Source organism: Bacillus sp. Pc3, assembly GCF_000815145.1.
In the GTDB taxonomy this organism is placed as follows: domain Bacteria; phylum Bacillota; class Bacilli; order Bacillales; family Bacillaceae; genus Bacillus; species Bacillus velezensis.
Map to the genome: position 1 here is coordinate 646,166 of NZ_CP010406.1, position 17,066 is coordinate 663,231.

Annotated in this window: 2 protein-coding genes; both read right to left on the reverse strand. The window is 43.8% G+C overall.

The features are described from left to right. Positions 1–19 precede the first annotated feature (19 nt). Positions 20–4,792 (reverse strand): type I polyketide synthase, encoded by a 4,773-nt coding sequence (locus SB24_RS02515; RefSeq protein ID WP_039251585.1) that lies wholly within the window; start codon positions 4,790–4,792, stop codon positions 20–22. Next, the gene (locus SB24_RS02520) at positions 4,792–17,049 is read right to left on the reverse strand and encodes an SDR family NAD(P)-dependent oxidoreductase (protein ID WP_039251587.1); all 12,258 of its coding nucleotides are present in this window, start codon (positions 17,047–17,049) and stop codon (positions 4,792–4,794) included. Before SB24_RS02520 ends, SB24_RS02515 begins: the two co-directional genes overlap by 1 nt. Positions 17,050–17,066 lie beyond the last annotated feature (17 nt).

Genomic DNA, 17,066 nt, shown 5'->3' on the forward strand with positions numbered 1-17,066 from the left:
ACTGCCGCAAAATGATAAACTAATCCTGCATACGTTCCAGCGCATAATCTGCTTCCTCCGCAGTCAGTTCGCCCGCTTTTAATTGTCTGAGGAGCTCTTTTACTCTCTCGTTCTTTCCATTGGAATCCGCTGTTGCACGAGTCTGTCCCTCCGCGGAAAACGTTTCTTTTTTACGAATGGTTACATCCTTCAAACCTGCAAGTCTTTCTCCTTGTTCATTAAGCAGCTGAATATCGTAAATAAGCTCGGATTGACCTTTTTGGCCTGTTTTACGCGCATAAGCCCAGCATTCTGCTGAAACCTTTTTCCGAACCGTAACCTCTCCTATTGAAAAAGGAACATAAACAGATGCCTCTTCTCTTCCGTCGGTAATTCCGAACAAAGATTGCAGAGCCCCATCAATTAAAGACGGATGCAATGTATAATGTTCAAGAGCATATGCGGCTTCTTTTGGCAGCAATAAGTGTGCAACCGCTTCTGTTTTCCCGCCCCATAAACGTTGAATCGGCTGAAAAGCGCGCCCATACAGGAACCCGTTCTCCCGAAAATACTCGTAACATTCATCTTGTTCACGGACAAAAGCACTTCTGTTTATCATCTCTTGTCTGTCGATGTTCTCTATATCATCATCACTGTAATGATGATCATAATCTAATTCCCCCGTCACAAATCCAGTCCTTACAGCAGCATCCTCGTCAGGTGACATGTTAAATAATATGCTGCCGTCTTTTACGGAAATGTGAGTGTAAATGGTCAGGCTCTCTTGCAAAAGCATGGCCGGTCTGGCAAATATCACGTTTTTTAAACGAGTGACCTTTTTCTTTCGATATGACCGCGTTCCCGCTGCGCATGCCATTTCAAGAAAAGCAGCTGCCGGGAGAATGCTCTTGTTTTTTACGATGTGGTCTTTTAACCAAATCTCTTTTTCTCTTAATGTCGTTTTAAAAAACTGCTGTTCCAGAGTAGATTCATTCGAATCCAGAAGCGGGTGCAGTGAAGACTGTCGCGGCAATATTTCCGTAAATGTTGCACTTTGGTTTCGAGGCACCCAGTAAGACTCCTCAGCAAATGGATATAAAGGAAGCTTGACCTTTTGCGGGGTATATTCTTCATATAACTCTCTCCATTGAATATCAGCCCCGAAAGACCATAATTTTGCAAGAAGATTCAAGTCCTTTGTCTCCATCATCACCTCGAGGAATTTATCTTTCCTCTTTTGATCATGAAAGATAAAGACTTTATCAAAATCTTTCGTAACATTCCCTTTGTATACGCCCTCTCCAATTGTTCCTTCAGTACAGAAAGTTCTCAGCTTCTCCTTAAGTTCCGGCAAATCGGAAGCTACAACAGCAAGTCTGTCTTCCATCGGTTCCCTGCATGTCTGCAATGTAAAAGCGATATCAGCTGCCGAGACCTTTGTCTCCCGCTCTGTGAATTGCAGAAGGCGCCGGGCGTATTCTTTCAGTCTGTCTTCATTTTTAGCAGAGAGAACTGCGGCAAACGGACCGCTTATTGTTTGTGTGTCCGCATGGTTTTGATATTCTTCCACAATGACATGGGCATTTGCTCCGCCCGCTCCGAACGAACTGATTGCTGCTCTCCTGCGGGAGGCGCCTGATTCTTTCCGCCACTCTTCTTCTTTCTGCTGAACGTAAAAAGGCGTCTTTTCAAATCGGATATTTTGGTTCAGCTGTTCCGAGTGAATGGATGGCGCCAATTTCTGATGCTTAAATTGTAAAAGAACTTTTGTAAGGGCTGCTATACCTGCGGCAGACTCTAAATGTCCGATGTTAGACTTCACTGAGCCTATGGCACAAAATTGTTTATCGTCCGTAAATTTCTCAAACGCTTTTGTCAATCCTGCAATCTCAATCGGATCTCCGAGCGAGGTACCCGTTCCGTGTGCTTCCAAGTAGCTGACGGATCGCGGACTGATGCCCGATTTCTTAAAATTTTCAGCAATCAGCTCAGCTTGTGCATTCGGATTCGGAACCGTAAATCCATTGGTTTTTCCGCCATGATTTACAGATGTTCCTTTAATCACTCCGTATATATGGTCCTGATCAGCAATTGCTTTTTCCAAAGGTTTCAAAAGAACGGCGCCCGAACCTTCTCCCGGGACATAGCCGTCTCCGCCCTCTCCGAAACTTCTGCACAATCCTTCGGTGGAAACAAAATTACCTTGACTCAGCCAAAGGTATTTGCTGGGATGTATGGACACATTAACGCCGCCCGCAAGCGCAATTTCACTTTCCCCTCTTTTAATGCTCTCACATGCCAAGTGAATGGCCGTCAGCGATGATGAACACATCGTATCCAGTGCAATGCTCGGACCGGAGAGATTAAAAAAGTATGAAACCCTGTTCGCAATAGATGAAAAGAAGGAACTGAGCGCAATCGGATTGCCCCGCGCAGTTTCTTCTGCGCCGAATAATTGATATTGTCCGTACATGGCTCCGACAAACACACCGGCTTTCATACCGTCAAGCTTCTCTTTTGTATATCCAGAATCTTCAAACGTATGCCAGGAGGTTTCGAGAAAAATTCGCTCCTGAGGGTCCATCAGCTCAGCTTCTTTATGAGAAATGTGGAAAAACAGCGGATCGAATTGATCAACACCGCTGATAAAACCGCCCCACTTACTGTTGATTTTTCCCTTCTCCATTTTGTCAGGACTGTAATTCGATCTGAAATCCCAACGTTCCTCGGGGATTTCAATAATACAGTTTTTCCCTCCGGCAATGTTTTCCCAGAACTCCTCAAGAGTATCCGAATTCGGATATCTTCCGCTCACACCGATAATGGCAATATCCTCACCCGGCTGAACCTTGCTCGGTGCAGATGCAACCCTCTGCTGCCGGTGCTGTTTTTTACTCAGATTTTCTCTTTTCTTCGGCACTCTTGTTACCGGAGCTGCCCCTGCGGCCTTAAGCACTTTTTCTTTAAAAGATGTTAGGAAGAAGTTTGAAAGCTCTTCAATGTTCTGATATTCAAAAAAGATTGTTTTGGGAAGATCCCCGAAAGTATCTTCAAGCTTTGAAATAAGTGACATGATCATAAGTGAATTGATTCCGAATTTCTCAAAAGAGTCCTTCACATTTATTTTATGAGCTTGGATTTTCAAGACACCGCTGATGATCTTGATTAAATAGTCATTGACTTTTTCTTTCGCAGCATATTCCTCTTCTTCATCGTGTTCCGCCGTGAGTGTATCTTGATCTGCTGCAGCTGTATTTCTTTGAATCGAAAGCGCTTTTATCATTTTATCCCGCTTTCCTTCTGCAGGCATTAAGCTGGTAAATGAAGACCGCAGCATTTTCAGAAACGCTTCCAAAACAGAGGAAGTTCGCATCGGAGTCATTCCGTATTTTTCTTTTATTTGGTTGATTCCATTGCTGTCGAGACTCATCCCGCCATCTTTCAATAACGGCCAATTGATTGAAAGGGTTTTTCCGTTTCGGGAGAGCTGAGATCGAAGCACTGCAAAACTGTCCATAAAATGATTTGCGTACGCATAGTCACTTTGGCCGGCATTTCCGTAAGCGGAAAAAGAAGAAAAGAGAACAAAAAAATCAAGGTCTTCGTCTTTTGTCAGCTCATCCAGCCAGATTGTCCCGTAAACTTTCGGTTTCAGTACGTCCGTAAAATCACTGAGACTTTTATTTACAAGAAATGAGTCACGAAGGATGCCGGCAGCATGAATGATCCCGTTTATGCTGCCGTACCGCTGTTTAACGCCGAAAATGAATCGCTCTGCCTCTGTTCGATCTGTGATGTCCGTCCGCTGATATTCAACAATAGAGCCGCTCTCATTAAGCTTACTGATCCGTTCTTTTTGATCAGCGGTTAAAAAAGAACGGCCTGTAAGTATAATCACGGCTTGGTTTTCTTTAGCGATGTGTTCCGCAAACAGCAGCCCGAGTTTTCCCGCTCCTCCGGTAATGATATATATGCCGCCTTTTTGATACGTTACAGATCCGTTATCGTGTTCAGGAATATCAATATGCTGCAGCTCTTTCACATAACGGGTATATGAGTCTATTAAAATCTCACATTCATCCGTTTGAAAGCGCTGTATTTCACTGATTGCAGCATCCCACATCTCGGAAACCGGAGGATTTTTGTCAGAATCCTCATGGCGTATCTGTATGGTTTTCGCTTTAAGCTTAGAGCTTTCCATGTTTACCGTTTTCATGAACCCTCCGACAGCTTCATGAAACGGCTGATTCAGACCGCTTGTCCAATAAATATGCAATAACGTAACAGGTTCGTTTCTCCGCATTATAGCTTTTGATAATAAAAAGAGCGAGTTGATCCCTCTGCGAAGAGTTTCATTAACGGATTTTTCAGTGAATTCTCTGATTTCTCCGTTCCATAAATAAAGCACGACATCAGGTGTAAATCCGTTTTCAGCCAAATCAGACAGCAGCATTTCGACATGATTTTCATCAGAAGGATTGATTGTGCATCTATTCCGTTCAATTCTATAATCAGAATCGGGCGTTACGAGAATGACACGGTTATGATCTCCATTCATCATCTCGGCATGCTGAAAAAGACGGTTATCCTGATCAAAAATCAGCATATTCCCCGGTGCCTGCTGATTCGGCATATCAATGTTGTTTGTTCTTACCCAATCGTTCTTAAAGAAAATGGTTGGGGACGGAGCTTGTGATTCCGGCTCCGCCTTTTTTTCCATTTGTTCTTTTCTGTAAGTGCGAATTAGCTCCAGTCCTGCATCAGGAGACATTTGCTGTTCTTCAATTAAGGAAAGTATTTGTTTGATCTGCACTATTTTCCCTCCAGCAGCTGATAAACTTGGTCAGCAGAAAGTTCACCGTTTTTCAATTGTTCTAATAAGAAGAGAATTTCCTGATCTTCATTTTTACGTCCTGCGGTTAATTCTCCCCCGGTCACTTTTCTGACAGAAAAGTCTTTCATGCTCACGGCTATTTCGCCGCTCTCGTTAATAAAATCAATGTTATACGTATAAAAACCGGTTTCTCTCACCGAGACATGGCATCGGGCAGTAAGCGCCCTCTTAATGTGAAGCTCTCTAAGTGAATATGGAACAAATAAGCCGTCTTTCTCATTATCTCTTAACAAAAATGCCGCCGCTTGAAAACCGCCGTCAATTAATGAAGGATGAAGTGTAAAATGTGAAAACCCGTTCGCTAAATGAGCCGGAAGCTCCAATTCTGCCATTAACTCCATATCACCGCGATATACGGCTTTCAACGTTTGAAAACTGCTATGATATGTCAGGCCCATACGACTGAAGCGGTGATAACACTCTTCCCGGCTTATGACAGCCTTACTGCTGCGTTTGAACTTATCAATATCGACATACTCAGCATTGCTGTTTATGTCCCCGAATACTGTTTCACTTTGTGTGCAGATTTGCTGCACGCCATCCGGACCCTCTTTACATATCGTTACGTTCAACTTATCTTGTTTCATTTCCAAGTCGGTATAAATGTGCAGCGTTTTTCCTTTATATAATATAGGTCTGTTCCACATCACGTCTTTTATTTTATATACTTTACTTTCTCCGCTTATTTCCGCACAAACAAGAGCCATTTCAAGCGAAGCGGCTCCCGGCAGCACATAGTCTCCTGAAACAAGATGATCAGTGACGAAAAATTCAGTTCCGGAAATAACAGTTTTAAATGCTTGTTTCTTTAGTGTTGAGACATTCTCGCTGATTAATGGGTGAAGACTTTTGCTATTAACCTCGCTTTTGTTCTTTTTCGGGGTGAACCAATAACTCTCTTTTGCAAACGGATAAGTTGGCAGCGGCACTCTATTCAATTTCTTATTGCCGATTGTCTTCCATTCAAACTCGGCTCCATTGGCCCACCATTGTGCGAGCAGCTCCTCTTTTCCGCTATGAAGAGCCTCCTCAATCATATATTCAGAAACAGCTGTGGGCTCTTCAGTGTTTTCGCTTATAAATACGCCTTTTTGCACCCTGCTGTCATCAAGAAAGCTGACGTATTTATCTCTCAGCTCAGTCAGACTCGCTGCACATACGGCAATTCTTTCGTTCATTGCTTCCCGGCCGTTTTGCAATGTAAATTCCATGTCACTGGCATTAACGGTCATCTCACCGGCAATCACGCGATCCAAGTACTGAACCATATGCCGGATATACTCAAGTAATTGATCTTTGTTTTTCGCAGATAAAACAAAAATATGTGTGTTACCGTTGTTTTCCGGCACTTCTTTTTGAGGTTCCCTATATTCCTCTAAAACAATATGCGCGTTCACACCGCCGAATCCGAATGAGCTGACACCCGCTCTCCTCGGCAGATCGTTGTTCTCTTTATCTTTTATCGGATTCCACTTTTGAGCGGTTTCTGTGATATAAAATGGCGTATTTTCCAGTTTGATGTATGGATTGAGTTCTGAAAAATGGGCGAGTCCCGGAAGTTTGCGATATTTAAATGCCAGTAACACTTTCATCACTCCGGCTATTCCGGCAGCGGTTTCGAGATGGCCGATGTTTGTTTTCACAGACCCGATTCCGCAGCATTTCTGTTTCGCAAAAGGAATGTCCCATTCTAGATATAACGTTTTAAATGCCTTTATGATGCTGTTTACTTCAATCGGATCGCCAAGACTTGTCCCTGTGCCATGCGCTTCTATATATCCCGCAGTGGCAGGGCTGACCCCCGCCTTCCGCCAAGCTTCGGTTAATAAGTCCGCCTGTGCGTTCGGATTCGGAGCAGTCAAAGAATTGGCGCGGCCGCCGTGATTTACAGCTGACCCTTTAATCAAACCATATATATGATCACCGTCTGCCTGTGCTTTGCTGAGCGGCTTAAGCAATACTGCAGCCGCCCCTTCACTCCTTACATAGCCGTCAGCGCTTTTATCGAACGTTTTGCACTTTCCGTCTTTGGAAAGCATACCTGCTTTATCAAAAGCTATAAACAGAGTAGGGCTTGTCATAATATGCACTCCGCCTGCAATCGCCATTTCAAAATCGCCTCTTTGAATCCCCTCAGCCGCACGATGGAGTGCAACTAACGAACTTGAACAGGCAGTGTCAATCGGTTCGCTCGGACCCGTCAGGTTCAGCTGGTAAGAAATACGATTTGCCAATATACAATGATTTAAACCGGTTGCGGTCTGCGCCTGAACAGAGACGCCATTTTCATTCAGACGTTCAGCATAATCCGTTGTGGCGACCCCTGCAAACACCGCGGTTTTCGTCCCTGCCAAATCAGACGGCTTATAGCCCGCATCTTCTATTGTTTTCCATACAGTCTCCATAAAAATTCTTTGCTGGGGATCCATTAATTCTGCTTCGGCGGGAGAAATCCCGAAAAACAACGGATCAAAACTGTCCGCGCCTTTGATAAATCCGCCTTTTTTTATTTTTGTTCTATTGACGTCCCTGATCGGATCGCCGTCAAACTCTTTCCAGTCCCAACGATCTTCAGGAATGTCTGTAATCATATCCCGCCCTTTTTCAATTCCTTCCCAAAAGTCTTCCAGCGAATCTGTTTGGGGGAAACGGCCGCTTATTCCCACTATTGCAACCGGTTCATTCATATGTCTTTCCTCTTGCCTGGTTTTGTTTTCAGGCTCAAGGGAATGTTCATAGGTTTCCGGCGGAGGCGTGCTGTACAATGTTTTTTCGTCAGCTGCAGAAAAAGATTCTGTCTCAGCAAAAAGAATTTCTCCGTATTGCTCGATTACATAATCAGTTATTTCAGCCAGTGAATTGCATTCAAAGAAAATGGACGGCAATAATTCCGTACCATATTGTTGATTGATTTCATTTCCGAGTCTGGTAAACGTAATCGAATCAAATCCGTACTCGCCGAATGAAGTCTCTTCTTCTATTTCCTTTCTGTCAATCTTCAAAATACTTGACATCATCTTTGCGATGCCCTCAATCAGATTTTCTCTCCGGTCTTTCGCCGCAGATTCATCTGAAGAAAAAGAACCGCAGAGATGAAGCTCCTCGGAATACTCACTCTTTAAAAACTCAAGAAGTTCATTAAAATCAGTAAGACCGAAAAAATCTGACGGCATCATTGATATTCCTAAAGTTTCGTTTAATTCGTTGCCCAGCATTGTAAACATAATTGAATCAAATCCGTATTCACTTATCGGCAGTTCAAAATCAAATTCCCGTTCTTCAATTTTTAATACGCCGGTGATGATGCGCGTCAAAGTGCTTTTTAAAGATTCAGTTATTGACAGCTCTTTCGGTTCGTGATTTTCGTCGGCGATTGCCGGATCACTTTTTCCGCTGTCAATCGTTATCATTCGTTCCAGCTTTAATTCATTACCGCTAAATACCATTATTTGATGTTCACACCCTGTCATTGCTTGATCAAATGCTGCAAGGCCTTCCCGTTTTCCCAGAGGCAGCATTCCGAAACGGTCATAAAGGAACTTCTCTGAATGAATATCAATTTGCATACCGCCTTCTTTCCATAAAGGCCAATTAATCGAGACTGTTTTTCCGGGTTTATTTTCCGCCGCTCTCATTTCCGCAAAATAATCCATAAACCGGTTTGCATAAGCATAGTCAGTTTGTCCGGCATTCCCGATTATTGCGCTGATAGATGAAAACATAACAAAAAAGTCCAGAGGTTCACTGTCTGTATACCGGTCAAGCCATATCGTTCCGTAAACCTTGCTGGCCAAGACTGAATTGAGATCCTCTTCACGCTTATTGATGAGTAATGAATCTTTTATCACACCGGCGCTGTGAATAATTCCTTTAACAGGACCTAATTTGTTTTTGACGAGTTTTATCAGGTTATTGACATTTTCCTTATCAGAAATATCGGTTCTTACATAAAAAACCTCTGATCCGTTTTTTTCGAGCTCTTTTACATTGCTTACGGCTTCCTCAGAAAGCTCTGACCTGCCGATAAGGACAAGTTTTATTCTCCCTTTTCGCACAAGATGTCTGGCGAAAATCAGTCCCAGACCGCCTGTTCCTCCTGTAATGAGGTAAACTCCCCCTTCTTTTACTTCCATCTTTTCGGGGGGCTCGGCACTTTCAATTTCTGCAGAGTGCTTTACCTGCCTTATTCCATCTCTGTATCTGATTTCTGAAGTTTCATCGCTGATGATTGTTTCTTTCACAAGGTTTTTTAATTCAGGCAGACCGGCGTTCAGCTGTAACTGAATTTCGTCGCTGTGTATTTCAATATTTTTACCGGACAACATAGGATGTTCTAAATGAAGCGACCTAAAAAAGCCGCTGATTGCCATTTGATAAGGTAAGATTTGATTTTCCCTTGTGAAAAATACATGTGATATCAGGATTTTATGTCTTGGGATTGTTGCTAACAGAGCTTTCGTTACATTGAAAACCGGCAAAACAGCCTCTTCCAGCTTTTCACGAATGTTATGCTCAATTCCCGTTTCAGGGCTCATCCCGATTAAAATGACGCGGTCAATTGTCACTTGTCTTTCTTTAAGAATCGCCAGCAATTTCTGATAGCCGTCAAGTTTGACGCTGTTCAATTCAAAGGAATCAGCTTCTTTTTCTTGAAAACTGCCGCCATGGCGGACAAAGATCATGTTCAGGCCGATATCTTTATATGCCTGGCGGATCAGCGGTTCTGATATATCCCGACGGAGTGAAATCACAAGGCAGCTGTTTAAACCGCTGGCTTCAGGCTGATGAAGCAGAGGGGCCCGCTTCCACATATCTGTATAATACTTAACTGAATGCCGCTCATCCTGAGTCTGCGGTGCAGCCCTTAATGCCTTCAACGCTAAGTTTTTTATTTTAAGACTTACAGATCCGTTTTCATCCATGAATAGTATATGAAACCTTTTGACATCATCATGTTGTCTTTCATCGGCAGCTGTAATGTAAGCATAGCCGTTTGCCGAAGGTGCGTGAAGAATCTCCAGCTCACCTAATTCAAAAGGCAAATATGCGGTGTGATCGTCTTGCTGACCGGACGTAAACCCTGTTGTGGATTGAAAAATGCCATCCAATAAACACGGTTCCAGCAGCGTGCCGGATTTTTTATGAATGCTCTCAGGAAGTGATATTCGTGCAAGAACAGCATTTTCATGGATAAACAGCTGTTTTATTACCTGAAAACTGGTTCCATAGTCCAAACCGCTCTGCCGGAAATCCCTATAACACTCAGCGCCGCTGATTAATCTTTTCTGTCCGGTTAACCAGCTGTCCAATTGAAAACGCTCTGTTTGAGAGGCATCTTGATCTCCGCATGTGATAATGTTTCCTTGGCAGTGAACTGCCGCTTCAGGTTGCATATCGGTTTTCACCACAAATCTGCCGTCTTTTTGATTCGGCAGCAGATCTATCATTATCGTCTTTTCTTTTTCAACGGTTATCGGAACCGCCCATACAACCTGACTCAGTTTTATGACTGATTTTCCGTACAGCCTCTCTCCCGCTTCTCTGGCCGCTTCGATGATTGCCGCTCCGGGCAGAACCGCTTTCCCATGCACAACATGGTCTTTTACATAATATTCAGAATCAGAAAGCATTTTATAAAATCGGCACTCACCTGCTGAAAAATCAAATAAAGGAGCTGTACCGGCTGCTGATGTTGTTTGCGCCTTATTTGACACCCACAGTCTGTTTTTTAAGAAAGGGTAAGTCGGCAGGGCAATTTTTCTCGGTTTTCTGCCGGTGCGGAAATCTTCCCAGCTTAAATTGCCTCCTGATACCCAAAATTCAGCCATTTCGGTTAATGTGGTGCTGCCGGATTTGAGCGGAAGATCCGATTGCCGCTGTCCGCGTTTATGATTCGGTTTTTTCCCTCTAAATATTTCGTGATCGTCAATTCCATTATAAAAGTGATTTAATTTCAACATCAGATCATCGATATTATTTGAAATGACAGCAAGCCTTTCCGGCATGGCTTCACGCCCTTCAAGAAGGGTATACGCAATATCAGAAAGGTGAAGCGGCTTGTTTGTTCCCGGCGGCTGTAAAAACTCGCCCTGCTTATGACGGGCCTTTTGAAGATATTCCTCCAGCTGTTTTGCTGATTCCCGTAAACTCAGTGAATGCTTGGCTGAGAGTACGATAAGTTCCTCACTTTCCTCACGCCTCGTATGACAGTCAGCAGCAGACTCATACTCTTCCACAAGGATATGAGCATTTGCCCCGCCCGCTCCGAAAGAACTTAATCCCGCACGCCGCGGATATTTGCTGTCAGAATGTTTTTCATTCGCGGGTTTTATCCAGTCGGCGGTTTCCTGTTGAAGACAAAAAGGTGTCTCTTCCAGATAAAGATCCGGATGCACCCGTTCAGCATGCAGTGTTGCGGCTATTTTTTTATACTTCATTTGTAAGATAATCTTTGTCAGGCCGGCAATACCCGCGGCCGCTTCCAGGTGGCCGATGTTAGATTTAATCGATCCGAGAGAGCAATATGAAACATCTTCGGTATAAGCTCTAAACGCCTTGGTCAGGCCTCGGACTTCAATCGGGTCACCCAGCGGCGTTCCCGTGCCGTGGGCTTCAATAAAGCTGACACTTCTGGCGCTCCAACCGGCCGCTTTAAGAGCTCCTTGAATTAAATCCGCCTGTGCGGCAGGATTAGGCACCGTATAGCCATTTGTCTTTCCGCCATGATTAATTGCCGTTCCTTTAATGACGGCGTACACAGTATCATTATCACGTATGGCATCTTTAAGCGGTTTAAGAATAACGGCCCCGACACCTTCCCCGGGCACGAAACCGTCGCCGCCTTCTCCAAAACTTCTGCATTTTCCCGATTTTGAAAGCATCCCCATCTGACATCGGTATAAATAGTCAGAAGGATGAAGATACAAATTTACTCCTCCCGCAACCGCAACCGAGCACTCACCCTTTGTTAAACTTTGGCAAGCCATGTGAATTGCCGTTAAGGATGAAGAACAAGCCGTATCTACAGGGACACTGGGACCTGTAAAGTCAAATGTGTAAGACACTCTGTTCGCGAGAGACCATGGGAACGAATTTGGAAGTACATCGTTTTTGTCCGTCGGTATTCTTTCGCCGAGCAGCTTGTAAGAATTGGTCGTCACTCCCGCAAATACACCGACATGTTTTTCGGTCTGCTTTCTCAACCCTTCAATGGTATATCCCGAATCTTCAAATGCTTTCCATACGGTTTCGAGAAATATTCGTTCCTGAGGATCCATCGCTTCTGCTTCTCTCGGCGATATTTGGAAAAACAAAGAATCAAATGATTCAGCATTCTTTAAAAATCCGCCCCATTTGCAATAAATTTTCCCCTCATGCGCTTTAGCGGGGTCTGGATCATAGTAGGTCTCATAATTCCATCGTTCTTTCGGAATTTCTGTGATTGCGGTTCTCTCTTTTGATAGAAGCTCCCACAATTCTTCGATATTTTCAGCCCCGGGATAACGGCCGCTGATACCGATTACCGCTATCCCGTCAAGATGTTCTTTTTCCTCCGCCGCAGGTGCAGTGATGTTTTGTTCCGGCCTGGCGGGGGTAATGCTCTGAATCTGTTTTCCTTTTTCCTCCCGTGAAAATAAACGCCCCAGCCGATCCGGATATTCCTTTACAAGATGATCTGCTAAATCTCTGATTGTATGAAATTCAAATAAAAGCGTTTTCGAAATTGCTCCCAGTGACTGCTCCAGCTTTGTGTTGCATTGATGAATCATAACCGAATCCATTCCATATTCAGCCAGATGCACATCTTGATCGATCTCTTCCCGTTCTGCACCGATCTCAGAGGAGATGATATTGGTTAAAAACAAAACTGTCTGATCCAAAATATCGCCTTGAGCCAAAGGAATGGCACTGCCTGTCTCTGTTTCATCCGTCAAAAATCTCTGCCGCATAAATTGTTCAAAGCGCTCATGATCACCGCAGACTGCAATATTATGCAGCTGACCCGAAGTTACAATCCGCGAAAACCATTGCGTTCCGTCTTCAGCAGGAAGTTCTTCGAGCCCGGAACCATGAAAAAGAGACGTCCGCCCTTGACCTGACAGGTTCGCCCCCATTCCGATGTCTTGCCATAAAGGCCAATTGATTGTCAGCGTGCGGCCGCTGCGCAGAGAATTTTGCCGTTTCTGTTCCCGATATTCGGCAAAATGATCTAAAAAGCCGTTTGCATATGCATAATCACATTGGCCTTCGTTCCCTGCAATAGAGACGACTGAAGAAAAAACGGCGAAAAAATCCAATTCCAGCGACTTCGTTGCATGATCAAGATTCAATGCACCATGAACTTTCGGAGCAATCACCTCTGAAAGTTCATGCTTTGTTTTTCGAAAAAGCAGCGAGTCTCTGATAACTCCTGCACAATGAATGACGCCATGAAGACCTGCATGCTGATCGGTAATACCGTCAATCATTTTTTTTACCGCTTCTTTATCGGATATATTCGCCTGTATATAATAAACCTTTGCTTTAAAGCTGTTCAGGTATTCTAAATGTTTCTGCATATCTCCGTTTAAAACAGATCGCCCCGATAGGATAATGGTGGATCTTTCAGTTTTCGCGCAATATTCAGCGACTTTACTGCCAATCCCCCCAAATCCCCCTGTAATTAAATACACTTTATCTTTTTCAGGGTATTGAACGGTCTTTCTGTTTGTTTCTCTCTGCTTCACTAACATCCGTACATATCTTACGCAGCCTCTGTAAGTGATATGAATATGCCGATCAGGCGCTGTGTTTATTTCTTTATAAAGAATGTCAGCCCTTTCTGAAAATGAAACGGATGCAGAATCATGTTCAAAGCAAACCGTCTTACAATGAAGCTGCGGGTATTCTTGTTTTACCGATTTTAAAAAACCGTTCACACCTTCAAAATACGGCAATTTTTCTTTTTGATCTGCGCTGAATGTATAAATGAACGTTACTTTGTTTATAAGGTTCTCGCTGATTAAAGCCTTAGTCAGATAAAACACGGAATAAATTCCTGATTCGAGTGTTTCTTCCAGTTCAGGCTGTTTTTCAGACCACGTATGCAAAATTGCATCAGGCGCTACGCCTTTTTCCTTTAACAGACGAATGACACCTTGATAATCTTCGGGACGCTGCCTGTTGATCGTGAAAACACTGTCGCTTATCTGCTCTAAACGCTCACCGGGCATAATAAGATATGCGGACGTATTCTCTCTTTTTTTCAGCTCTTCAAAATAGTCTTTATTCCCGGAGAACAACAAAATAGTACAAGCTTGTCGGCTGCCCGCTTCATTCTCAATTGCGGTTTCTTTCCATACCGGCGTATAAAGTGCCTGATTCTTCTTTTCTGAAAAAGCCGCGTCTGATTTTACCGGCTGAGGGTTTAAAGAAAATTGAGAGCGCTCAAACGGATAAGGCGGAAGCGGGGCTTTTCTTTTATGATCATCACCTAGTTTCGCCCATTCAATCTCTTCTCCTGAAAGCCACATTTGCATAAATGAATGATATAGAGCCTCATCGGCTGGTTTGTCCGCTTCAAAAGCAGCCGCTTTGTTTAGTTTTGCTGATGGAGGGAGCGATCCGAATTGAAAAACTGAAAAATCAGAAATATTCACATCCGGCTCCGTTCCCTTTTCTTCCGTGTGAAGCGGCATATGGTCAGCTATCTCCTGAGACACGGCATCCATTTGATTGTATTCTGTCATCAACGGAAAACGAGTTTTATCATAAAAACCTGCCGGCTGCTCATTAATACAAGCAACAGCCTGTTTAATTCCGTCTTGCTTTTTCAATAACATGCTCAGAAAAAGTTCTTTAGACAAGATTCCTTCATCCAGTAAATTTAATATTTCCAGAACATAATCATTATTAAAGAATCCATCATAATCTGTTAAATCCCATCTCTTATACAGTCTTCTCATAGAGGCAAGGATAGCCATGATCGCCGCTTCCTCATCAGCCGGCAATGCGTTTCTTTTATCCGCCGTGCGCTTCACAATATAAGATAAAATCTCGATTTCCTGAGTCTTCCCCGCTTTATCCCACTCTTCTAAAAACCCTTTAAACGTATATTGGTGCTCAAGAAGCAGCCGTGTTTTCCCGTACAGGCGGTCTGCAAAATCAGCCGGGAAGCTCAGACCGTTCAGCAGCACCCTTACATATTCTTCATTTAATCGAACCGGCGGGTACGTTTTTGAAGTGTACGGATTGACAAATGGAATGGACGGCGGCTCACAGGATAAATGCGAAGGTTTTTCAGCGCCTGTGATGACAGAAATGGCCTTTTCAATTTTGATGATATCCGCTGCTGCAAGAGCGACGTAATATCCGTCTCCGGCGCCTGTAATGAGGCTTGGCTTAAAACCGGATGCCAGGATACTTTTTATGATTTCCGTATTGATAACTAAAGAATACAAGCGGATTTTCTCAGGTGTCCATTTTCTTTTAAATGAACTGTGCAATGTTGGTATACCCTTCAGCACCGGCCTTACGTTCTTTTCTAAATCAGGGAACACCCGTTTCAAAACGGCAAATTGTTTATAACTTTCCCATTTGAAGTCACCGATGGCAAGCGCCCATTCAGAATCTTGTTTCCTCCGAAAACTCAATCCCTCTTTAAGCTGATTTTTAAATTCCTCCTTGCTGCCTGCCAATAAACCAGCCCTGTAATCAAACGATGTCCTCCCCGTTAAAAGGGTGCTGCTGATCACTTCATTTGATATTTTGCAAAATTCCTCTGAATCGTCAGCAAAGGTTCTCCAATGATGTATCATTTGTTTCATGCTTTCTTCACTTTTAGCGGAAAAAAGGAAGGGTACCCTTCCTTTTCTATCAGATTCGTCTTTTGTATGTATAAATTCTTCGATGATGACGTGAGAGTTAACACCCCCAAAACCGAAGGAGCTGATTCCCGCCCTGAGCGGAGCCCCGTCTGCCGCCTTCCAATCACTTGAATCAAGCGCCGGCCTAAACGGTGTTTTTTCAAACTGTATAATTGGATTTACCGTATGTACATTCAGGCTTTTCGGCACCCTCCGGTGTTTCATCATCATTAGAACTTTTATCAATCCGGCCATTCCCGCTGCTGCTTCTGTATGACCGATATTTGTTTTCACACTTCCGATCCTGCAATATTGAGTATCCTCAGTATATTGCCGATACGCTTTTGTCAATGCTTCTATTTCTATCGGATCGCCCAGAGATGTACCTGTGCCATGTGCTTCTACATAAGAAACCGTCGCAGCATCGACAGCAGCATTGTGTAAAGCTTCTGAGATGACCCGGCACTGCGCTTCTGCTCTGGGAGCGGTTATGGAACGGGTTTTACCGCCATGATTAACAGCTGTCCCTTTTATGATCCCGTATATATGGTGACCGGCTTTTACTGCATCACCAAGGCGCTGCAGCAATACAACGCCTGCCCCTTCTCCGGGAACGTACCCGTTCGCTGCTGCGTCAAAGGTTTTACATTTGCCGTCAGGACTCAGCATTCTGGCTTTAGAAAAAGAAATATATTTTCCGGGTTGGAAATTCAAGTTTACTCCCGATGCGATTGCATAATCGCTTTCTTTTGTCCGCAATGACTTAACCGCTTCATGTAAAGCAACAAGCGACGATGCACAAGCGGCATTTACAGACATGCTTTTTCCGGTCAAACCGAATGTGTATGAAAGCCGGTTGGAAAGCATAGCTTCGAAACTTCCTAAACAGGCATAACTGTCGATTTCCGATTCAGCATGACCTGTCTGCCGGTAGTCAGAATTCATAATACCCGCAAAAACAGAAGTGGTTTTACGCTGGAGATCCTGCAAAGAAACCCCGGAATCTTCGATGCACCGCCAAGTTTCTTCTAAAAGGATTCTTTGCTCAGGGTCCATGTTTTTCGCTTCCCGGGGGGAGATATTAAAAAACTTATGGTCGAAATGGTCAGCTTTATGAATAAAACCTCCCCACTTGCTGATTGTTTTGTTCGGTATACTGATATCAGCTGAATAATAAAGATCGGGATCCCACCGTTCAATCGGCACTTCCCGGATGGAATCTTTGCCGCTATTTATGTTTTCCCAGAATTCATGATAATGATCTGCATCGGGGAATCTGCAAGCAACCCCGATTATCGCGATATCCGCACTCTGTTTATTCAAATGAACCATTGGCCTCCACCCGCCCC